This is a genomic window from Propionivibrio pelophilus DSM 12018 (assembly GCF_059569095.1).
The window spans coordinates 54,058-75,127 of the sequence record NZ_JCANUT010000012.1; the positions used below are offsets into that span (position 1 = coordinate 54,058).

Annotated in this window: 23 protein-coding genes and 2 pseudogenes; 20 read left to right on the top strand and 5 right to left on the bottom strand. The window is 58.5% G+C overall.

The features are described from left to right. Positions 1 to 17: 17 nt before the first annotated feature. The 3 genes from icmH to tssJ form a co-directional block, all read right to left on the bottom strand. Positions 18 to 809, bottom strand: coding sequence for a type IVB secretion system protein IcmH/DotU (icmH, locus tag BO74_RS07595; protein ID WP_496441250.1), 792 nt, complete (start codon positions 807 to 809; stop codon positions 18 to 20). Positions 810 to 817: 8 nt separating this feature from the next. Continuing rightward, on the bottom strand, positions 818 to 2,164 hold the full coding sequence (gene tssK / locus BO74_RS07600) for a type VI secretion system baseplate subunit TssK (RefSeq protein ID WP_496441251.1): 1,347 nt from the start codon (positions 2,162 to 2,164) through the stop codon (positions 818 to 820). 84 nt (positions 2,165 to 2,248) lie between these two features. Then, positions 2,249 to 2,986, bottom strand: a complete 738-nt coding sequence (tssJ, locus tag BO74_RS07605; RefSeq protein ID WP_496441253.1) for a type VI secretion system lipoprotein TssJ — start codon at positions 2,984 to 2,986, stop codon at positions 2,249 to 2,251. 194 nt (positions 2,987 to 3,180) lie between these two features. Between tssJ and BO74_RS07610 the strand changes: the two genes are divergently transcribed. The 15 genes and pseudogenes from BO74_RS07610 to BO74_RS07680 all read left to right on the top strand — a co-directional run bounded on the left by BO74_RS07610 (position 3,181) and on the right by BO74_RS07680 (position 15,975). Then, the gene (locus tag BO74_RS07610; protein WP_496441254.1) at positions 3,181 to 3,987 is read left to right on the top strand and encodes a M15 family metallopeptidase; all 807 of its coding nucleotides are present in this window, start codon (positions 3,181 to 3,183) and stop codon (positions 3,985 to 3,987) included. Between the two features lie 50 nt (positions 3,988 to 4,037). Next, a pseudogene (gene tssM / locus BO74_RS07615) lies at positions 4,038 to 6,488 on the top strand (type VI secretion system membrane subunit TssM); the annotation flags it as partial. After that, positions 6,439 to 6,654: pseudogene (locus BO74_RS07620) on the top strand (ImcF-related family protein); the annotation flags it as partial. The pseudogenes tssM and BO74_RS07620, both read left to right, overlap by 50 nt. Before the next feature lie 6 nt (positions 6,655 to 6,660). Next, complete coding sequence (locus tag BO74_RS07625) at positions 6,661 to 7,902, top strand: type VI secretion IcmF C-terminal domain-containing protein (RefSeq protein ID WP_496441284.1); 1,242 nt, start codon at positions 6,661 to 6,663, stop codon at positions 7,900 to 7,902. Further along, positions 7,903 to 8,946, top strand: coding sequence for a type VI secretion system-associated protein TagF (gene tagF / locus BO74_RS07630; protein ID WP_496441256.1), 1,044 nt, complete (start codon positions 7,903 to 7,905; stop codon positions 8,944 to 8,946). It begins immediately after the preceding gene. A gap of 87 nt (positions 8,947 to 9,033) precedes the next feature. Then, the gene (gene tssB, locus BO74_RS07635) at positions 9,034 to 9,540 is read left to right on the top strand and encodes a type VI secretion system contractile sheath small subunit (protein WP_496441257.1); all 507 of its coding nucleotides are present in this window, start codon (positions 9,034 to 9,036) and stop codon (positions 9,538 to 9,540) included. A 3-nt stretch (positions 9,541 to 9,543) separates the two neighbouring features. Next, positions 9,544 to 11,031 (top strand): type VI secretion system contractile sheath large subunit, encoded by a 1,488-nt coding sequence (tssC, locus tag BO74_RS07640; protein WP_496441258.1) that lies wholly within the window; start codon positions 9,544 to 9,546, stop codon positions 11,029 to 11,031. Between the two features lie 37 nt (positions 11,032 to 11,068). Then, on the top strand, positions 11,069 to 11,635 hold the full coding sequence (locus BO74_RS07645) for a hypothetical protein (RefSeq protein WP_496441260.1): 567 nt from the start codon (positions 11,069 to 11,071) through the stop codon (positions 11,633 to 11,635). Between the two features lie 10 nt (positions 11,636 to 11,645). Next, positions 11,646 to 11,975, top strand: coding sequence for a hypothetical protein (locus BO74_RS07650; protein WP_496441262.1), 330 nt, complete (start codon positions 11,646 to 11,648; stop codon positions 11,973 to 11,975). A 239-nt stretch (positions 11,976 to 12,214) separates the two neighbouring features. Then, positions 12,215 to 12,715 (top strand): Hcp family type VI secretion system effector, encoded by a 501-nt coding sequence (locus BO74_RS07655; protein ID WP_496441264.1) that lies wholly within the window; start codon positions 12,215 to 12,217, stop codon positions 12,713 to 12,715. 99 nt (positions 12,716 to 12,814) lie between these two features. Next, positions 12,815 to 13,357 (top strand): OmpA family protein, encoded by a 543-nt coding sequence (locus BO74_RS07660; protein ID WP_496441266.1) that lies wholly within the window; start codon positions 12,815 to 12,817, stop codon positions 13,355 to 13,357. A 172-nt stretch (positions 13,358 to 13,529) separates the two neighbouring features. Continuing rightward, complete coding sequence (locus BO74_RS07665; protein WP_496441268.1) at positions 13,530 to 13,739, top strand: hypothetical protein; 210 nt, start codon at positions 13,530 to 13,532, stop codon at positions 13,737 to 13,739. A gap of 25 nt (positions 13,740 to 13,764) precedes the next feature. Next, a complete protein-coding gene (locus BO74_RS07670) occupies positions 13,765 to 14,166 on the top strand; it encodes a DUF3304 domain-containing protein (RefSeq protein WP_496441286.1) in 402 nt (133 codons plus the stop codon). 289 nt (positions 14,167 to 14,455) lie between these two features. After that, positions 14,456 to 14,944 carry a hypothetical protein gene (locus BO74_RS07675; protein ID WP_496441270.1) on the top strand — a complete coding sequence of 163 codons (489 nt, stop codon included), beginning with the start codon at positions 14,456 to 14,458 and terminating at the stop codon, positions 14,942 to 14,944. Further along, positions 14,887 to 15,975, top strand: a complete 1,089-nt coding sequence (locus BO74_RS07680) for a phospholipase effector Tle1 domain-containing protein (protein WP_496441287.1) — start codon at positions 14,887 to 14,889, stop codon at positions 15,973 to 15,975. Before BO74_RS07675 ends, BO74_RS07680 begins: the two co-directional genes overlap by 58 nt. Positions 15,976 to 16,001: 26 nt before the next feature. On the opposite strand, the gene BO74_RS07685 is transcribed toward BO74_RS07680, so the two are convergent. Next, positions 16,002 to 16,685: a fumarylacetoacetate hydrolase family protein gene (locus BO74_RS07685; protein WP_496441272.1), complete on the bottom strand. Its 684-nt coding sequence runs from the start codon at positions 16,683 to 16,685 to the stop codon at positions 16,002 to 16,004. A gap of 185 nt (positions 16,686 to 16,870) precedes the next feature. Between BO74_RS07685 and BO74_RS07690 the strand changes: the two genes are divergently transcribed. After that, a complete protein-coding gene (locus BO74_RS07690) occupies positions 16,871 to 17,152 on the top strand; it encodes a hypothetical protein (protein ID WP_496441274.1) in 282 nt (93 codons plus the stop codon). Positions 17,153 to 17,231: 79 nt separating this feature from the next. Here the strand turns inward: BO74_RS07690 and BO74_RS07695 are convergent, their stop codons facing one another. Next, positions 17,232 to 17,561 (bottom strand): hypothetical protein, encoded by a 330-nt coding sequence (locus BO74_RS07695; protein WP_496441276.1) that lies wholly within the window; start codon positions 17,559 to 17,561, stop codon positions 17,232 to 17,234. Between the two features lie 234 nt (positions 17,562 to 17,795). Between BO74_RS07695 and upp the strand changes: the two genes are divergently transcribed. From upp to BO74_RS07715, 4 genes are all read left to right on the top strand, one after another. Further along, entirely contained in the window at positions 17,796 to 18,425 is a 630-nt protein-coding gene (gene upp, locus BO74_RS07700; RefSeq protein ID WP_496441279.1) for a uracil phosphoribosyltransferase, read from the top strand. Between the two features lie 16 nt (positions 18,426 to 18,441). Next, a complete protein-coding gene (locus BO74_RS07705; RefSeq protein WP_496441280.1) occupies positions 18,442 to 19,701 on the top strand; it encodes a uracil-xanthine permease family protein in 1,260 nt (419 codons plus the stop codon). A gap of 31 nt (positions 19,702 to 19,732) precedes the next feature. Continuing rightward, the gene (locus tag BO74_RS07710; RefSeq protein ID WP_496441281.1) at positions 19,733 to 20,542 is read left to right on the top strand and encodes an amino acid ABC transporter substrate-binding protein; all 810 of its coding nucleotides are present in this window, start codon (positions 19,733 to 19,735) and stop codon (positions 20,540 to 20,542) included. 275 nt (positions 20,543 to 20,817) lie between these two features. Beyond that, positions 20,818 to 21,070, top strand: a 253-nt coding sequence (locus tag BO74_RS07715; protein ID WP_496441282.1) for a hypothetical protein, incomplete at its 3' end; no start/stop codon positions are given.

Consider the following 21,070-nt stretch of genomic DNA (forward strand, 5'->3'; position numbering starts at 1 on the left):
GGTTGGGTGCCTTCTTCTCAGGTCGATGTACGCAACCTGCCCGGCCTCTGATGGGGCAGGAGGGCTTCCGGATCGTCGGGGAGAGGGACTGCCAGCGCAGGCTGCTTCTGCGTTTGAGTCAAGGTTTCGGTTTCATTGCCCAGCCAGCCGCGAAACGAGAAGAAAAACAGGCATCCGATGAGTCCCAGCAGGGCGAAGAACAGCCACAGCGGGAGTTCGTTGCAGACGTAGTTTTGAAACCGGTGCGGTAGTTGCCAGTTGGGCGCGAAAGCATTCCGCCCCCCGCGTGCCTGAACAATCTCCTGCCCAAGGCGGCTGATCAGGTAGTCGAGCTTTTCGGTTCCCTCGATGAGGTATTTTCCCTGAAATCCGAGAAGAAGAACTGTGTAGCAGACTTCCAGCACTTCGACGTTGGCGACGGGGTCGATACGCATTGTTTCAAGTTTTTCGAAGAAATTCTCGCCAGCGAGGTGTTCGCCAAACAGGCGAAGTTGCAGGGGATTTCGTTCCCACTGTGGGCGAATTGCAAAGTCCGACGCCAGGATGATTTCATCCATTGCGGCACAGAACGCGTACTTGGCATTTTCGATTGCCATTGCTGGTTTGTTCAGATTGCGGGCGTCCGTTTCAAACTGGTTGAGGAATCTTCCGACGCGACGATGGAATTCCTCATGTGATTTGGGTGCTTGGCCATCGCGTAGAAGGAAAAGAAGGTAGATCCCTTCCTCCATCAGTTCGCTCAATGTGCGGCTGAAAGCGATGGTCGTAGATGTGGCAACTTCTTTGTTGGCGGTAATGGTCAATGTCATTCTTTTTCTCAGCGGAAAACTGCGAACAGCTCAAGCTTGATGTCGATAAGTGTTTGCGGAACGTAGATGCAAATGCTTCTGCTCTTGCGCATGCGCTCGAACATTTGCCCTTGTGGTTCCAGTACGAAATAGTGGTTTCCTACACGCACCGGAAGCGCAGATGGGGTCTGTGCCGCGTGGGCAAGACGAACGCCGGGCAGTGCTGAATTCAGGATCTTTTCTACATCGTCGGGAGACCCTGCCTTGAGCTTGAGGGGGATCGTGTCGAGCAATTCGGTCGTGGGGCGCTCGCTTGATACGGAGAGGTAGTAATCGACGTTTTCGACAAGACTCTCGCTGTCCAGACGCCCGACGTGGAACGAGGGTTTTGTGTTGTCCAGGGGGATTTGTGCGTACCGGTCCGATATGACTGTTTCCAGCAGTTCCCGGATCAGTGCGTCGATACGAGCGAAAACGTCTGTCAACTGTTCGTGGGCGTAATGAGGAATTTCACCGAGAGTTCGTGTCGAAGAGAACGTCATCAGTTCTCCGCACAACTGGGCTAGCGCAATGTAGAGCGTTTCTGGATGTGTTGGTGTCAGCGCGTAGTGGTTCAGCAGGGGGAAGCTCCGGTTGACCGTGTGCAGCAGCCAGAATGAGGCGATATCCGAGGTGCCGTATTCGACGACGCTCTTCACTCTCTCTCGATGTCTCACCGCCAGCGCCTGGCTTTTGATGATCAGGATGTCGATAAGGCGCCTTGTCACCATCGTCAGATGGTGGTTTGCCTCGAGCTCGATCAAGGGAGGGATGAAGCTGGGGTTGAGTTCCCACACGCCGGCAGCATTTTTTTCTATGCGTGCGATAGCGATACTAAGGTGACCGTCGCGGTTTTCCTCTTCAACCATCATCCGGACGTTGGGTTGTAGCGTGGATACGTCGGCCTCCAGGGCGTCAGTAAAAAGGTCCGGGCAGGAAACATGCGAGGTCTGGTAGCGGGGGCGTCGCGCTAGCGTGCTTTCGCTTTCGGCACAATTGCCTCCAAAAGTGCTGAGCGAGGGCAGGCAGGCGTAAAGCGTTGTGCCGGTTCCGATATTCCGTATGTCGGCGATGGTTCGTGTCGAGGGAAGGGGGGCTGATGCCGGCGCATCAACGTGGAGCCCATCGCTGAATACGACGTCCAGCGAGTCGAGCCGTAGCAGTCCGCCCCGCAATGCTTCCTGGTCGAGAACGCATTTCCGGACTCCCCAGGGATAGGCTCGGGTATGGCGCAAGCTGTTGGTCAGGCAGTTTTCTAGAAACAGTGTCTGTTGCTGAAAATGTTGTGGGCGAAGAAACATTCCCTCGCCCCATAGAATGCGATTGGTTCCAAACATGATTTCTTTTTTTGGCTGAACGTTGGTAGCGCCGAACCGGCCGCTGGAAGCTTGTGTATTGAGCTTGTGTATCGAATTTGATGGCTAGGGCAAGGATTTTTGGAGAAGCGGGATTGCCTGGCGGGTGTAGCGTCCCTGAGCGGTTTCCCCCGTCGGTGATTGATAGTGTTTAACGAGCGAGGGCTCCGAGAGAAGCTTTTTCGCCTCGTTGAGCAAATTGTCTCTTCGTGTGGTTTGGGGCGGGTTGATAGAGGTGTCATTGCCCGGACCGCATTCGCCTTTGGGTTGGCTAGGTTGCCCGGGAAGCAGTAGTTGCCCCTCGCCGGTGATCTCGATGTAGCAGTCCTTCGCCCGGAAACTGACCCCGGCAATGCGATTTCCTTTTGCGTCCAGAGTGTCGACGAGTTGGCGCCAGAGATGGGGGTCCGGCTTGCGGAACAACCCGACGATGCCGAGATAGCGGGTTTCATCGAGCAGTTTCACCGGGGCGGCGTAGGTTCCTCCAGGGACGAGTACCAGATCCGTTTTGCTGATGAGCGAAGGTCCCAGCAGCTCGGTTTCAGGGTGCCCGATGATCAGTGTGTCGAACGTCAGCTTCGAAAACTCGTTGGCATCCCTTAACTGATAAAGGCGAATGACGACCGACAGTGATTGCCCATTCACGTCCCGATTCAGCACCTGGTCACCCTCGGCGTTGATCGAATACTGAAACGGGCCTTTGGGGGGCGACGAACAGGCGCTAAGGCACGCAAGCACGATCGACAGAGTGATGGCATGGAAAACAGACAGGCTTTGTGTTTTCGTGATTGTTTCGTTTGGCATGTGTGTTTGTTGATATGATATTTGTCATATCCCGTAACGGATATGACGTTCGTTATATGTTTCTGATTTTGCGAAGAAAAAGTTATGTTTGGTGCGTATATTATCCACTGTTAATCTAATTTCATAGTACGATCGCATCTTTTTATATGTATTAGGAATGTGCTAAAAGGAAGTTGTTGCTCTCTTGTGGCCGAATGGTGGCCAGCGCCAATGAGACGTTGTCCGGCGTGAGTGCTATGGCCTTGATGGGGGTTCTGGCGGGCATGGCAGCGCTCATGAGTCTTGCTGTGTGGATCGGCTGGCGTTTTTTTCTACCTTCTCGGGTCGGAGTGGTTGAACGGCGGGGTAAGCAAGTTGCTTCGTGGTGCGTGAAGCCGGTCATGGCGATCTTCTGGCGTCTCATGACACGGAATCAGTTGTTCGGTTATTTGACGATAGGGTTGGTGGTCGGAGGGCTTGGTGTCGTCGTCGTGCTCTCCCTTTCCAATTCCATCGTGATGGATTCATTGGCGCTTCGGGAATGGGGGCGGCAGTCACATATCCAGAAAGCGCTGGACCCGGAATATCTGGCTCCTCCTCCAGCATTCCCGCCGTCATTTTTTGTGGGAAGCGGACGTGATGATCTGGAAGCGGCGAACCGGGATTGGGGGCGGCTCAATCCCAGGTTCCTGAAGCCTGTGCTGGAGCTACTGCGTCGGCTTGAAAAGCGCGGGTACGTGTTCGCCCTCCTCGAAGGATATCGCAGCCCGGAGCGCCAGGAAATGCTGGCTGACAAAGGCTCGCACGTGACAAATGCGCGTGCTTACCAGAGCAGGCATCAGTTCGGGCAGGCTGCCGATCTAGCGCCGATTCGAGACGGTCGTTTGGTGATTTCCGAACGTGATCCGTGGGCGATGGAAGCCTATCTGGTTCTCGGCGAAGAGGCTGAAAGAACCGGAATGGTGTGGGGGGGGCGTTGGTGGCTCAAGGACTATGGGCATGTCGAGGCGAGTGCATTTTGATGTGCCAGGAGGGTGTGCATGCTGTTTGTTGATGTTTTGGGGATTGATTGATGCGTAAGCTGTTTGGCAACAAGACGTTGGCTTCCTCATTGGGATTTGTGATCCTCGTCAGTCTAGTTTGGCTGGCGGGGCCTTACCTGGGATTGCCTTCCGAGCAATCGCGACTGTACGTCATTGTCGGCATCCTGCTTCTCTGGGTGCTCCTTTTGCTCCTTGGTCGCGCACTTTCCGAGCGCGCGGGGCGTATGTTGGACAAAATGTTGCGACGTCAGGCCGATGAGGCGGTGATTAGCGCAAGTGCGGATCAGCGACGGGAGGTGGCTCAGATCCGCCAGCGACTGCTGGCAGCGATCGATAAGCTCAATTCCTCGGAACTTGGAAAGCGGGCAGGAAAGGCGGCCCTCTACGAACTGCCGTGGTACATGGTTATCGGGCACTCCGCAGCGGGGAAGAGCACGGCAATTTGCCAGTCGGGGCTGAACTTTCCCTATGGCGACGGGCAACCTGTGACCGGGGTGAGCGGTACGCGGAATTGCGACTGGTTCTTCTCGTCCGAAGGGGTTCTACTCGATACGGCCGGTCGTTACTCGACGGCGCATGAAGATCGTGGGGAGTGGTTGGAGTTCCTCAAGCTGCTCAAGAAACATCGGGCACGCGCCCCAGTAAACGGCATTCTGGTGGCTCTCAGCTATACGGAACTCATGGGACGCAACCAGGAACAGTCCTTTCTCTATGCAAATCGGATACGCGAGAGGATTGACGAGATAGACAACGCGTTCGCCGCCAGCATGCCGGTTTATCTGGTGCTTACGAAGATGGATCTCGTCGCCGGTTTCTCGGAGTTTTTTGAAGAAATTCCTCCCGAGGAGCGACATGCCGTTTGGGGAGCAACGCTGTCTCATGACCAGGAAAACGGTTTTGATGCGGCTCGTGTCGTCGGGCAGCAGTTCGATGTGTTGCAGCGAGGGCTGGTGCAGATGGGGCTTGACCGGCTGGCCCAAAGCCGCGGAAACGTGCGCCGGCCAGCGCTGTTCGCATTCCCGATCGAGTTCAACAGTCTTCGCGAGCCGCTGTGCAAGTTCGTTGAAATGCTGTTTCAGCACGATCCTTATCACACCAAGCCGCTGTTGCGAGGTTTCTACTTCACCAGTGCCATTCAGGAAGGGCGGCCGCAGGCTGTTGCCGGGGAGCGGATTACGCGGGTCTTCGATCTGGAAGAAAGAAGCTCGGATATAGCTCCGCCGAGCAAGGCGGATGGCTATTTCCTGCAGTCGTTGTTTCGCGAAGTCCTGTTCCCCGATTGCCACCTGGTCACGCGGCAAACAAAGCCTGCTGCGGCTCGCTGGCGCGTAGCGGGAATGGTGGCGGGTCTGAGCGCCTTGGCGATCTGCTCTGGACTGCTGACATGGTCGTTCGTCGGCAATCAGAAACTTGTTGCCTCGGCGCAGGAAGAATTGCTGGTTGCCCGGCAACTCGCAAGAAGCAATGAACTGGTTGACCGGCTCAAGGGACTCCAGGTCCTGCAACTGCGCATCGAGCAGTTGTACCAGTATCGCCAGGAGGGGCTTCCCTTCAAGCTTGGGGTTGGACTCTATCAAGGCGGCGAGATAGAGCGGGTACTTCGGCTGGAATACTTCGCGGGGGTTCGGGAACTGATGCTTGCCCCGGTCAAGGTTGCTCTTGAAAGAACCCTCGCCGGGCTTGGTTCCGTCCCCGCCCCTGTCACTGTCCCACCCGTTGCGCCGCCGCCCGTCGAGTCACCGAAGAAGGTTCGGCCGCCGCAACCCGCTCAAAGCGATGGAGAACTCCCGTTTATACCCATTGGCTATCGACTCTCCGATGCCAGGCCAGTAAAGGGATTTGTTGTCCCCGCGTCAATGCGTCACGGCGCAAGCGGTGTGCGCGTGATACGCACGCAATTGAATGTCACTGCTCCGGGAAACGACCATCGTTCCAGGTCGCTCGCCGGGGTGCTCCCATCCGGAGAGACTCGGCTGGAAGACAGCTACAACGCCCTCAAGACGTATCTGATGCTCAAGTACAAGGAGCGCATGGATGTTCCGCATCTGTCCGATCAGATTCCGAAGTATTGGCTTCCCTGGTTGAGGGAACACAGCGGAAAGGGCAACAAGGATGAAATCAACCGGATGGCGGAGCGCGTGGTCGCCTTCTATTTGTCTCAGATTGCCTCGGATGATTTGCCGCTTATCGACAACCGCGAGGATCTCGTCGGATCAAGCCGGGAAGTCCTGCGCAGCAGTTTCAAGCAGCTTTCTGCCGTTGAGCGTGTCTACAACGAACTGAAAGCCCGAGCGAACACTCAGTTCGCTCCCATGACCATCGGGCGCATTCTCAATAGCCGCGATCTCGACGTTGTGGTGGGCAGTACGACTGTTGCCGGAGCGTTCACACGGGAAGCCTGGGAAAAATACTTCAAGGTCGCAATCGCCGATGCTGCCGGCGGGACTATCAAGGGGGACGATTGGGTGCTGGCTACGTCGTCCTTGGAGGATCTCGGGAAAGGGGGGGGGCTCCGAAAGCAACAGAGCGGCGCTCGAGGCGCTGTACAAGGCCGAATATGCGCGGGAGTGGAAGAAATTCCTGCAGGGGGTGGCAATACAGGACTTCGGGTCTGTGGAAAATACGGTGCAGGCTCTCGGGAAACTGTCCGATGTGCAGACCTCCGCCATCCGGCAGATTCTGACTACGGCTGCCCATGAAACATCCTGGGACAATCCCTCCCAGATAAGCCGGTCGATAGAAAGCGCAAAAAGTTCGGTGATCGAGAGGACCGAAAAGCTCATTCGCGGGAATGCCACGGCCAATGTGGCGATGGAGCGGAGTTTCGGCGAGATTGGCAGGAAGTTCTCCCAGCTGCAGGAACTGACCCGTGCCGGTGAGGGGGGGAGAATGCCGCTGTCCGCTTATCTGGACATGCTTTCCAAACTCAAGGGGCGTCTGGCCCAATTGGCGAGTAATCCCGACGCGGGAGCTGCCGCGCGTAGCTTGATGCAGGCGACCCTGAATTCTTCCGGCTCCGAATTTTCGGAGGCACTGGCGTTGGTCGACGGAGGGCTTCTCGCTTCGGTCTCTGACGATGTCAAGGAGACGGTACGACCGCTGCTGGTCCGTCCGCTGATACAGGCGTATTCGGTTCTGATTCCGCTGGTGGAGCAGGATATCAACCGCAAATGGCGTACTGAGGTGCTTGCCAGTTGGCGCTTGCTTTCAGGCAAGTACCCTTTTTCCGATTCGGCCAACGAAGCGCAGATGAGCGATATTTCCAAGTTTCTCAAGCCGGGTGAAGGAACGCTGGCGAAGTTCGTCAATATGCACCTTGCCGGATTGGTGACGCGGCGCGGGGAGCAACTTGTTCCCCGGACCTGGGCCAATCTCGGGGTGAGTTTCAGTCCGGCGTTCCTGTCCGGTGTTTCGGCTTTGTCCTCGGTCGGCAATTCTGTTTTGCAGGAGGGTGATGCCGCGCGCTTCGAGCTGCAGCCGCTTCCGACGCCAGGGTTGAGTGAAATTCTGATCGAACTCGACGGTCAGGTCCTCCGTTATCGCAACGGTCCCCAACTCTGGACGGGGTTCAGCTGGCCAAATGCCCAGGCCAGCATACAGGGAGCGCGGTTGCAGGTGGTCTCCTTTGCCGGCGTGTCCACCTCGATGGCGAATCACGGTGGGCGACTCGGGCTCATGCGTTTGCTAACCCAGGCTCGAGTAGAGGACCGCGGAAACGGTTCCGCCACGCTGGAATGGCGGTTTGATCCGCGCAGCGGCAATGCAGCCGCTGGAGGCGGGGCGGATGGCGTGGTCCGTTTCAATTTCCGCGTGGTCAGCGGTGCCAACCCGCTCTCACTCTCCGGTCTGCGCAGCCTCAGTCTGCCGGAAAGAGTAACGATCAGAGGAAACTGAATGCTCAATCTCTCGTTTCAGCGAGCCGAGTCGCTTTCGGAGCCGGCATGCGTCCTGTGCGGAAAACTGCCGAGCCGTCCGGATTTCGTCCGTGTCAACGCCAATCATCCCGTAGCGCGTGAGCTTGATACGCGCATCCAGTCGGTGCTGGAAAAGAGACTGGGCGATAGCTTGTTCCGCGAAGCATTCAGCCAGGGCGCTCCGGTGGATTTTTGCTACGTTCCGCAAGATCGGCGCCACGTCATGGTCGGCGTCCTCGTTCCCAGCCAGGATTCCGCCGGGCGGTTGTACCCGCTGATCGCCGGGCGGATTCATCCGGGTGAGGGTGTTGGCGGCTACCTGCCGGTCCTTCCCATTGCACACGAAGTGTTTTTCGACGGTCTGCGTGACCAGGCGGTGAATGCCGTACAGAACTCGGTCGAGGCGCTTTCGTGCAGACAGTTCCTCGAACACAGCCTTCAATGGGAACACTCGGGCGAAGAGGATCTTCAACTCGCGGCGAGTGTCGTTCAGCGCTTTCTTGCTCAGACGCCGTGCGGGCGGCTGGCGGGGCTTCTCGGTGATGAAGGGGATTCCGCCCGCCTTCAGCAGCCATTGCTCAATATTGCCTTCTACATGGATTACCTGCGCCGCTTCGACAGCAGGGTGACCAATCAGATCATCGTTCTTCCGCTTCCCGAATCCGGTGGAGATCAGGCCTTGCTGGCGTCGGCATGGTTGTCCTTGCTGTCATCCCTGATGACGGTGTCGTCGGGCGGCTGGTCGTGCAGCCATCTGGTTGTCAACAGCCGGGAAGGGCTTTCGTCGCTCATGGTCAGCGTCGGCAGCGTGTCCGACAATTTTGTCTCCGTCATGCTCAGCGGGAATGTCGGACCCGACATGCCTCTTGATCTTTCCAGGGAACAAGATGCCTGGAAAAGCCACTGCATGTACGCAGAGGCGTCCTATGCGCTGGGGCGCGTACTCGTTGACCCGGATTTTCGGCTCGCTTCGCTGTGCCGGTTTCTTGAGGACATGAGCCGACAGTTGGAGATGAAACGGTGATCAGCGTCACGGCACCTTCGCATCGTCGTGAGCAGTCGCCATCGAAAGCAGGATTAATCGAACGTACCCATTGAAAGGGGAAGAGTTATGTCAAAAGAGAGTGCGCAGAAGAAGCTATCGCGGGTGCGTCCGCCCAGGGTCCAGATAACCTATGACGTTGAGATAGGCGATGCGATCGAGACGAAGGAGCTTCCCTTTGTGCTCGGCGTATTGGGTGATTACAGCGGCAATCCCCAAACGCCGCTGCCAAAAATGAAAGAGCGCAAGTTCGTCGAGATCGATCGGGATAACTTCGACGAGGTGCTCAAAGGAATGGCGCCCCGCCTCAATCTCCGAGTGGACAACCGGCTGAAGAATGACGACACCAAGCTCGGGGTCGATCTGGAGTTCTCCCGACTCGAGGATTTCGATCCGCAGCGCGTCGTCAGCCAGGTCGAACCACTCAAGGAATTGCTCGACATTCGTAGCCGCCTGGCGGATTTGCGAAACAAAGTGACCAGCAACGACAAGCTGGAAGAGTTGCTGGACGAAGTCATGCGCGATACCGAGAAGCTCAAGAAGATCGGTGGCGCCCGGACGAAGAAAGGAGCCTGAGCGATGAGTGGCGAAATGGAAGTTCTTGAGACGGAACAGACCGAAACTGTTGAAGGGCTCGGCCTGCTGGACCGGATCGTGGCCGAGAGCAAGGTTGCCGTTTCGGAGAGTGAGCAGTCCAGCGCCCGGGAGCAGATCTCGGCACTGGTGGATGAGGTCCTGGCCGGTAGCGTGACCGTTTCCAATGATCTCGTTACCAGCCTTGACGTGCGCATCGCCCAGCTGGATCAACTGCTTTCCGAACAGCTGAATGCCATCATGCATCACCCGGAATTCCAGAAGCTCGAGGCGTCCTGGCGGGGGTTGAAGTATCTCGTCATGCAGTCGGAGACGAGCCCGACGCTCAAGATCCGGGTGCTGAACGCGAGCAAGAAGGATCTGATCAAGGACTTCAGGTCATCGTCGGAATTCGATCAGACGGCGCTGTTCAAGAAGATCTACGAAGAAGAGTACGGCACCTTCGGTGGAGCGCCTTATGCCGGACTGGTGGGTGACTACGAGTTTTCGCGGCATCCGGAAGACTTCTACCTGCTCGACGAGCTGTCCCATGTCGCCGCGTCGGCGCATGCACCCCTGATAACCTCGGCCGCGCCGGGGCTCTTCGGCCTCGAGAGCTTCGAGGATATCGGCAAGCCACGGGATCTCTCCAAGATCTTCGATACCGTCGAGTACGCCAAGTGGAAGTCGTTCCGCGAGTCCGAAGATTCGCGCTACGTTGGAATCGTTCTGCCGCGCGTGCTCGGGCGCCTGCCATGGGGGCGCGATACTGTGCCCATCGATGATTTCAACTTCGAGGAAGACGTTGATGGTACGGATCACTCCAAATATCTCTGGAGCAACGCCGCCTATGCCTTCGCTGCGCGTTTGACCGATGCCTTCGCCAAATTCGGGTGGCTGGCGGCGATCCGTGGTGTCGAGGGCGGGGGGCTGGTCGAAGGGCTTCCCACCCACACTTTCGGCACGGACGACGGTGAAATTGCGCTCAAGTGTCCGACGGAGATCGCCATCACCGATCGGAACGAAAAACTCCTCTCCGATCTCGGCTTCATCTCGCTCGTCCATTGCAAGAACACCGATTACGCGGCGTTCTTTGGCGGGCAGTCGGTGCAAAAGGCCAAGACCTACAACACCGATGCCGCCAACGCCAACGCCCGGTTGTCGACGCAGTTGCCCTACATCTTCGCCGCATCGCGTATCGCGCACTACATGAAAGCCATCATGCGCGACAAGATCGGCAGCTTCGCTTCGCGCGAGAACGTGCAGGACTTCCTTAATACATGGCTCGCGCAGTATGTCCTGCTTGATGACTCCGCGTCGCAGGAAGCCAAATCCAAGTACCCGCTGCGTGAAGCACGCGTCGATGTCGTCGAGGTTCGCGGCAAGCCGGGCGTCTATCGCGCCGCTGCGTTCCTGAGGCCGCATTTCCAGCTGGACGAGCTGACGATATCGCTGCGCCTGGTCGCGGAATTGCCGAAACCCGTTTCACGATAACGAGTAGGTTCGGCGTTCTTCTATTCTCGGAGAGAGTATGTATTGTCGCTTCATCGTATTGACGTTTGCATTTTTTCCCTGTTTTTCCGCTGCATCCAGCTTTTGTGAAGCTCCCAAATTCGAGGAACTCGTGAGAGCAGGTACAAGTGTTGATCCTGGCCCTGGGGATCTTGCAATAGCGATGCAGCCGATTGCCGAAGTGCGTATTCCTTCCGACTTTTCAAAGATCGGTTCTCTGCCGAATGGAAGTATCGGATTTGGCGGGCATCCGAAGGGCATAAGCGCGGTATTGGGCTATGAAACGTCCGAGTCTCTATCGGTACACAAAAAGGGGGTTCAGCCAGCCTCGTTCTTTCTTTCGATTTTCAAAGCGAAAGACGCTATCGGTTGCCAGTATTTGAAGGGCTATCAACTTGAGTTGCAGGACTATCGGCTACATGCAGTGTTTCCTGGCACAGGGGAGCTGTTTGCCTTCGGCAAAGAAAATCGCCATCAGTTCTATCTGATTCGCATTGACAAGCCAGACGTTGTATTGAGTGGAATGTTCAGAAATATCGATCGCGTCGAGTTCGAATCCATTCTGTCAACGATAGTTATCAAGTGAAGGGAAAAGCATGGATCCGATAAGCCAAGAAGAGGCCGATGAAGTCAGATTGATTCTTGAGAAATTTTACGGCCCGGTTGCGAAGCACTGGGATATCAACTACGCGATATACGGGCATCTCGGGAAGCTAATCGTAAAAAGCGGGAAATGTACGACGGCGATGCACTTGGTGCCGAGACCTTGGGACTTTTCGAATCCTGTCAAATGGGCAAGTAAACAGGTGCGGCTGGCTGTTGTGCGGTATTTCAAGACTCCCGAGAGTCAGCACTACTTGATTTGCATGAAGTCGGCCGCTCTGGGAATGCGTGCCGATTTTGAGAGCGCATCGTTAGGGCTTTGAGTTCAGCGCCCAGCGGCGGCAAGTAATACCGAGAGTTGGCACGACGAGGTTTGTTGTTTTTGTGATTTTGTCGGACTGCTGGGTAATCCCGGTAGATGCGGCCATGAAGCGTCGAAACAGTTCTTCGGTCGGATTCCCGAGCGGTTACAGGCGATAGAAAAAAACTACGAAGATTCGTAGCTTTTACACTGGCCAGCGCGGGTCTTTTTTGTAGGTAAGCATTACTAGGAGAGATGTAAATGGCATTTGACGTATTTATCAAGATCGACGGCATCCCTGGCGAATCCTCGGATGAGAAACATAAGGAGTGGATCGAGGTTCTCGGGTTCGATCACCAGATCGAACAGCCGGCCTCCAGTACCGCCAGCTCGGTTGGCGGTGCCACGGCAGAGCGCGTCAATCACGGTTCTTTCAATTTCACCCATCTGTTCGACAAGGCCACGCCGAAGCTCCTCGAAGCCTGCTGTACCGGCAAGCACATCAAGGAAGTGACGGTCGAGTTCTGTCGTGCTGGTGGCGACAAGGTTAAGTACATGGAAATCAAGCTGGAACAGGTGCTGGTGTCCAGCGTTTCCGACAGTGGTGCAAGCACCGCCGATTCCGGTTTTCCGGTCGAGGCTGTGTCGCTTTCATACGGCAAGATCAAGTGGACCTACACGCAGCAGAAGCGTGCTGATGGTTCCGCAGGCGGTAACGTCAGCGCAGGCTGGGATCTCACGGCGAACAAGACCATCGCCTGATCCGGACACTATTCCCGGAAACACCCGGCACGCGATGTTTTTCGTCGCGTGTCTTCTTTGTCCGGCATTTATTCGATCGGAAGAACAGGAATCAGCAAAATGGCATCAAAAACCGTAACCAAGGGATGGCTTGCCGCTATCGGACTTCTCGCGCTTGTCGGCTGCGCCAACAATCAGCCCACGTCTGATGAACCGGAGAAACAGGCGGAGGGGACAGTACAGACTCAGCCGGAGACAAAGCCGGCACAGCCCCAGCTACCTCCTAAACCTCCCGTGGTGCTCATTAATCCCACGATAATCAGCTTCGAGAAGATGAGCGTGGTTCTCGACGAAAAGAGTAAGGAAATCATTGCCGAGATCGGTGAAAAGGCAAAAGAGTCAGGAAAAATCACCGTGACCGGTTTTTGTGACCGGCGGCAGATCAGAAACTCCATGGACTCCGCCGTTGCCCGTGCCGTCGTTACGCGCGATGAACTGATCGCCCAAGGGGTGGCACCGTCCAATGTCGTGATCAAATTCAGCACGACCACACCGAAAAAACATGCGGCCGAAATCAAGTTCGAGGAACTCGAACTGACAAAGAAGACTGCCAAGCCGGCAAAGAGTGTCGCACGTGTTGAAAAAAATACCGCACGGAACTAAGTAAATGCGGAGGAATTCGTCGCCCCGGCGAAAGCCGGGGCCCAGTTCGCTGAACTTACTGGATTCCGGCATTCGCCGGAATGACGAATCAGCAATCAATCAGCTCTTCCTTAAGTGAATTACCAGCCGCCGGGTCCGTTGTTTTTCTTGAGACAGGACCCCGTGTAAAACCATGACACGACTGCTGGAAGCCGCCGCAGTGCGCCTTGATGAATTCCTTGCCGACCTTTCCGCGCCCCTGAGCGACCTCGCCTCCGCCGGCATTTCCCTCTTCACCCAGCACCAGCGTCTTCTCCGGGTACGTTTTTCTCCTGATTCCGGCCTGTCTTCCGAGAGCCTGCTCCCCCACCGCCTGCGAGTCGGCCGAGGACAAGGCGAATGAAGGCGTCGCCGTTGGCATCACCGGGATCAACCATACCAGGACCTACATCGCCGGCTTCTATATCGACGATTCGTATGGCAGCAACCTCCCGGACATTACGGAAGGCGGCGGTGGCGGTGCCACGAGTTGCTGCCTCGTCCTGCCTCGTCCTGCCTCGTCCTGCCTCGTCCTGCCACGCCAGTACCGCCCCGGTCTGACGGCCCGGGTGCGCTGGAACCACACTGAGGACAAGGATAACTGGAAGGAAACAACGGCAACGATCTTGCCGTATCCGCCAAAGGACATTGGAAACGCATGGGTTCATTTTCTGCTGGACGACAGTGTGCAGATTGTCGTTAGCATGCTCGCCCCAGAGCATCCGGATCATCCCACGCCTCGTCTCGGCGAATCAGTCAAGACATTGGAATCCGAAGCGGCAAAGGAATAAAAGTGAGTGGCCAGAATCCACCGCGCCCAACCAACGGCAAGCTTAGTGCAAAACAACAGGCGGCCATGGTCGCCAAGGGCATAGCACCGGCCGGCGCCCCCTCGTGCACAGTGCCTGCCCGCATCGGACTTTTCTTTGACGGTACCAACAACAACGAGAAGCGCGACCGGCCGGAGAATTGCCATTCGAATATCGTCCGCTTGTACGATGCTTATCCGGCCCCCCCAATATCGGCTATTTCCGCCACTACATCCCCGGTGTCGGTACACGTTTCCCAGAAATCGGCGAAATGACCGAAAGCAAGGAAGGCAAAGCCTACGCCAAGGGTGGCGCGGCACGCATTCACTGGGGGCTGATTCAGGTGCTGAACTCGGTACATCGGGCCGCGACGAAAACGATGATGATCCAGAACTATCAAGTTCAAGACGCCATCAACAGCTATTCCCAACTCAAGGACGCCTGGAGCCTGTTCAACGAGGGACGTCAGACATGGTTCCGGAACAAGGCGGCGGAACTCAAGGGTCGGCTCGCGGGGCGCAAGCCGACGGTGACGTCGATCACGGTGTCGGTGTTCGGCTTTTCGCGTGGGGCGGCCGAGGCACGGGCCTGCTGCAACGGGCGGTGGAAATGTGCGAGCAATCGGGTGGAAGTCTCTCGCTGGCCGGGATTCCTCTGCGCATCGATTTTCTCGGAATTTTCGACACGGTCGCTTCGGTCGGTCTGGCCGACTCCTTCCCGCTGCCCGTCGACGGGCATTTCGACTGGGTGGACGGTATGATGCGTGTGCCGCCGCAGGTGGAGCGCTGCCTGCATCTGGTGGCTTCGCACGAGATCCGGGCATCGTTCCCGCTGAACACCGGGCGAGATGGCAAGGCGTATCCCGGCAACGTCGCCGAATTCGTATATCCCGGCGCGCACTCGAGCATCGGTGGCGGCTACGGCCCCGGCGAACAGGGCCGCTCGCGGCGTGGAACGGCCTCATTGATGTCGCAACTGCCGCTGCGCCAGATGTACGATGCCGCGCGCGGGGCGGGGGTGCTGCTGGTCGCGCTCGACAAGATGAAGCCCGCGACGCGGCGCGATTTCGACATCGACGATGCGCTGTGCAAGGATTTCAACCGTTACCTCGACATTTCGCACGTACCGGCCGGACGGGTCGAAACGATGCTTGAGCAGCACATGCGCTATTACCGGCGCTACATGGCCGCCATCGCAAAGAGCGATACGGAGTCGATGCAGGCAGCCAACGCGCAGGACAGGCAGGATCTGAAGGGGGGTAATCAGGACTTCCAGCGCGAGCGCATCGCGCTGGAAACCCGCGAAACCGTGGCGGGACACAACGATCCGCGTGTCGGCCCGCGCCTGAGTGAACGTGAAAAGCTGTTGCTTGAAGATCTGCGCTCGCCGGTTGAAGCTGATGTCGTGACGTTCCTCGACAACTACGTACATGACTCACACGCAGGGTTCTATCTCGCCGGGCCAGTGACGAAATACGACAAGGAGCAGGAGATCAAGCGCGTCAAGGCGCTCGTGCAATCGCAACTGGACGGAATCGGCCGGCTGCGCCCCCCGAACGTGAGCGAGTCGATGAAGGCATCGGCAAGGGAAAGAATCCGGAGTGGTGACGGCCTCAATGCTTGGGATCGCAAGGTCTGGAAGGCCGCCAACGGCGCTCCTTTCCCATTGATGACCGACAGCGACCAATGGGACATGCTGCGCGGCGGCGACCTGGTCGTGGCTGCTACGACGTCCACGCGCCGCGAAGGTGCCGGCTATTTTCGGCAACGCGTTGTGTTCAGCAAAAGCTGAGGGTCTGATTTACCGGAGTTCGAGCATCACGCGAGCACGAGGCGCAATTCACCTAGTCCGTCGATGCAGCAGGTCAGCGTGTCGCCGCGCACGACCGTCGATACTCCGGCCGGCGTCCCGGTGAAGATCAGGTCACCGGCCGCGAGTTCGACGTAGGTCGACAGGTTGGCGATGATCTCGGCGACGTTCCAGGTCATCTCCGCGAGATCGCCTTCCTGCTTCAGTACATCATTGACGGATAGCCAGATGCGGCCCTTCTCGGGGTGGCCGCAAGTCGTCGCCGGAACGATCGCACTGACCGGGCCGCTCTGGTCGAAGCCCTTGGCCATGTCCCACGGGCGCCCTTTCTCCTTCGCCGCCGCCTGCAGGTCGCGTCGCGTCAGATCGATCCCGACCGCGTAGCCGAAGACGTGTGTCAGCGCCTTTCCCACCGGGATGTCAGCGCCGCCTTCGGACAACGCCACGACAAGTTCGACCTCGTGCTGCAGGTTGCCGGTCTTCGGCGGATAGGCGATCCGGCCGCCGCCGGCAACCAGCGCGTCGGCCGGCTTGCTGAAGAAGAACGGCGGCTGGCGGCCGTCGCCACCCATTTCCTTCGCGTGCAGAGCGTAGTTCTGACCGACGCAATAGACGCGGCGGACAGGGAAAAGCGCATCAGTACCCGCCACCGGAATGCCGGTGGGGGCGGTAGGAGGGAGAACATAGCGCATGGTGTTCCTTGTTGATGGCAAAGAAAGAAGGAATCGTCGCACACGGTCAGCCGATCGGCAAAAATCCGTGCACGGGAATGACGATTGGGAGGAAAGGCCGTGTACGGTTCCGGCGAGTTGGGCTACGATAGCCCGGTTTCGCGTGCCTTCCCCGGTTGTGTCAGGGGTTTTTTGAGGGGGTAAAAATGAAAACGATCCTGATGTTGTCCTCGTTTGTCGTATCAACGGCGGCGTCAGCCGCCTGCTACCAGATCTTTGCGCCGAACAACGTCCTGGTGTGGCAGAACTCGGCCCCTCCGGTTCCGATGGACTCGCCTTCTATCGCGGGCGCGGTCGGGAAAATGGTGCCGGGCGGGCATCTGGTGATCGTCGATGACCGGGCGGCGATCTGTTACCCGCTGGATACCGTTCCGAAGAAAGCGCCGTCGCAAGGTGTTCGCAAGGGCAGGAAGACCGGGCGCAAATAGTCTTTTGGCGTGCGCGGTCAACGCTTGTCGGTCGGCTCCGTTGCGCGCTCGCCGTCGTGCCAGCGCCGCGCGCCGATCGTCAGCAGCGGTGACAGTACGGCCAGCAGCGGCATGAGGTTCCACCAGGCCAATCCCTCGGATTGCGGGCAAACCCCCAGATGGCCCAGGGAACGGTAGCAATGAGCGCAGCATAAGGCGCGAGCATCAGTTGCCAGTAGCGCGTGGCGGGATGGCGCCACGGCGAAAATGCCATGGCGGCTCCGTAACCCAGCGCGGCCAGCAGCAGCCCGACCGAACCGGCCAGCCGTTGCCCGCGCAGCAGAAAGGCTACGGCGATCGGCGGCACCCAGAGAAAGCTGCCGGCCCAGCCGCCGAGCCACCCCAGTTTTTCCCCGCGTCGAAGTGCCATGTTCCGGATTCTTCTGCCGGCCATTTGGCGGCGTGTGATGAAAGAGAGGAAAGAATATCTCGAAACATAGCCTTTCAGAAAAGACGGCTCGATCGGCTGTTTTTCCGCCGTATTCGTCGGATCGTGATGTGACCAGCGTGAAAAATCACGCGCAGATGATGCACTTCGCCGCCGTTTCCGCTAACCTTGCGCGGTTTGCCTGAACCCCTTCAACAAACCCCTCTGGAGAACGCCATGCCGGTCATCGAAGTCACTCATCCGCTCGTTAAGCACAAAATCGGGCTTCTTCGCGAGGTCGACATCAGCACCAAGAAATTCCGCGAGCTGACGGCGGAACTGGCGCGGTTGCTGACCTACGAGGCGTGCCGGGATTTCGAACTGGAGGACTGCACGATCCAGGGCTGGGCCGGGCCGGTCAGCATCCAGCAGATCAAGGGCAAGAAGGTGACGGTGGTGCCGATCCTGCGTGCCGGACTGGGCATGCTCGACGGCGTGCTCGACCTGATTCCGAGCGCCAAGGTCAGTGTGGTGGGCATTGCCCGCAATCACGAAACGCTGATGCCCGAGCCGTACTTCGAGCGCTTCGTCGGCAAGCTCGACGAGCGCATGAGCCTGATCATCGACCCGATGCTGGCCACCGCCGGTTCGCTGATCGCCACCATCGACATGTTGAAGCGCAATGGGTGCAAGCATGTCCGGGCAATTGTGCTGGTCGCGGCGCCGGAAGGCATCAAGAAGCTGGAAGCAGCGCATCCGGACGTGGATGTCTACACCGCGGCGGTCGATAGCCACCTCAACGAGGTCGGCTACATCATTCCCGGGCTGGGCGATGCCGGTGACAAGATTTTCGGGACGAAATCATAAAAGGACGCGTGAAGCGATGACGACTCCAACGACCCTGGCCATGGCACCGGCCAAAGACCCGACCTGGCGGACCGCGCTGGCCGGAGCGCAAATCCTCTTCGTCGCCTTCGGAGCGACCGTGCTGGTGCCGCTGCTCACCGGCCTCAATCCCAGCCTCGCGCTGCTCGGCGCCGGCATCGGCACGCTGGTCTTCCAGATCTGTACGCGTCGGGAAGTGCCGATCTACCTCGGTTCCAGCTTTGCCTTCATCGCGCCGGTCATCTATTCGGTGCAGACGTGGGGCATGCCGGCGACCTTCGGGGCGCTGGCCTCGGCGAGCTTCTTCTATTACGTCGCCGCCGGCCTCGTCAAATGGCGCGGCGTCGGCTTCATCCATCGCCTGCTGCCGCCGGTGGTGATCGGGCCGGTGGTGATGGTGATCGGCCTCGGCCTCGCGCAGGTGGCGGTCAGCATGGCGACGGGCAAGGCCGGCGACCAGCAGATCATGCCCTACGGCACGGCACTGTCGGTGGCGGCCATCTCGCTGCTGGCGACGATGCTCACGGCGATCCGCGCCCGGCGGCTGCTCAAGCTGGTGCCGATCCTCGTCGGCGTGGCCGTCGGCTATGCCTACTCGCTGTTCCTCGGTATTGTCGATTTCTCCAAGGTGACGCAGGCCGCCTGGCTGGCGATCCCCGAGTTCGGTAAACCGGAGTTCAACCTGGCGGCGATCCTGTTCATGATCCCGGTCGCGATCGCGCCGATCGTCGAGCACGTCGGCGGCATCCTGGCGATCGGTTCGGTGACCGGCAAGGACTTCACCGAGTCGCCCGGCCTGCATCGCACGCTGTTGGGCGACGGCCTCGCAGTCAACATCGCCGGCCTGTTCGGTGGCCCGCCGGTGACGACCTACGGCGAGGTGACCGGCGCGGTGATGCTGACCAAGAACTTCAACCCGGTGGTGATGACCTGGGCGGCGGTGTTCGCCATCCTGATGGCCTTCGTCGGCAAGTTCGGCGCCTTCCTGCAGACGATCCCGATGCCGGTCATGGGCGGCATCATGATGCTGCTGTTCGGCTCGATCGCCGGTATCGGCCTGAAGACGATCATGGACGGTCGCGTTGATCTCGCCAGCGCGCGCAACCTGTGTATCGTCTCGGTTACGCTGGTCACCGGCATCGGCGGTCTCGGTGTCACTATCGGCAGCTTCTCGCTGCAGGGCATCAGCCTGTGCGGCGTGCTCGCCGTGCTGCTCAACCTCCTGCTGCCGCGCGAGCCGGCAGCGGAGAACGTTTGATTTCCCCGACTCTCTCAACTGGATGAATAAAATGAAAAAACGCGTTTCGCTTCTGCTGGCAGCTCTCGTGGCCTCGACGTTCCTGATCGCCTGCGGCAAGAAGGAAGAACCCGCACCGGCTGCCGCGCCCGCTCCGGCGCCGGCCGCGGCGGCTGCCATCGTGATCGGTCTCGACGACCACTTTCCGCCGATGGGCTTCCGCGACGAGAAGAACGAAATCGTCGGCTTCGACATCGATCTGGCCCGGGAAGCCGGCAAGCGCCTCGGCGTCGAGGTGACCTTCAAGCCGATCGACTGGAGCGCCAAGGAGGCCGAACTCAACGGCAAGCGCATCGACGTGCTGTGGAACGGCCTGACGATTACCGAAGAGCGCAAGGCCAACATCCTGTTCACCAAGCCCTATCTGGAGAACCGCCAGATCATCGTGGTGCCGGAGAAGTCGGCAATCAACACCAAGGCCGAACTGAAGGACAAGGTTGTCGGCGTGCAGGACGGCAGCAGCGCCGTGGATGCGGTGAACAAGGACGCCGAAACCGCCAAGGGACTGAAAGAGCTGAAGAAGTTCTCCGATAACGTGACCGCGCTGATGGATCTTTCCGCCGGCCGCCTCGATGCGATCGTCGTCGACGAAATCGTCGGTCGCTACTACGTGGCCAAAAAGCCGGGCGAGTACCGCGTGCTGGAAGAAAACTTCGGTACCGAGGACTTCGGCGTCGGCGTGCGCAAGGACGACACCGAGCTGATGGGCAAGATCGACAAGGCGCTCGACGACATGAAGGCCGACGGCACCGCGGCGACCATTTCGACCAAGTGGTTCGGCAAGGACATCCTGAAGAAGTAACTCGTCAGCCGGGGCGATTGCCCCGTTTCCCGATTGCTTCGGCATGATGAGGCATATAAACCTCGTCATGCCGGCGCAGGCCGGCATCCAGTATCGGAGATCAGTCGCGGACTGGACCCCGGCCTTCGCCGGGGTGACGAACTCAGACTTTTCCTCACCGAATCAATGGTGACTGCGTCGCTGTGGGTCTCCGCAGCGACGTAGTCTTTGTGCGCCCGGCACGGGCGCACTCCTGCGGGTGCAAGTCCCGCCGTAAGTTGATCACAGCGAACGAAGTGAAGCGCAACTGCGTGAGGGTGACCGAGCGTGGGAAGGAAGCGTGGATCGTAATCTGCGAGCCGATGGACAAGAACCGGATAGAAGGCGCTGCCGAGCAGGGCGAGCGGGCAAAGGACCGCGAAGCTCTCGTGATCAAGACGAAGCGGCGTAGATCTGGCGGTTGTGCAGAGAAGGAGTGCGTTCTTACCCGGGGAGATCTCGCCTTGTGCCTGAAAGGGCGACGTGGGACCACGGAGCGAGAAGTCAGCA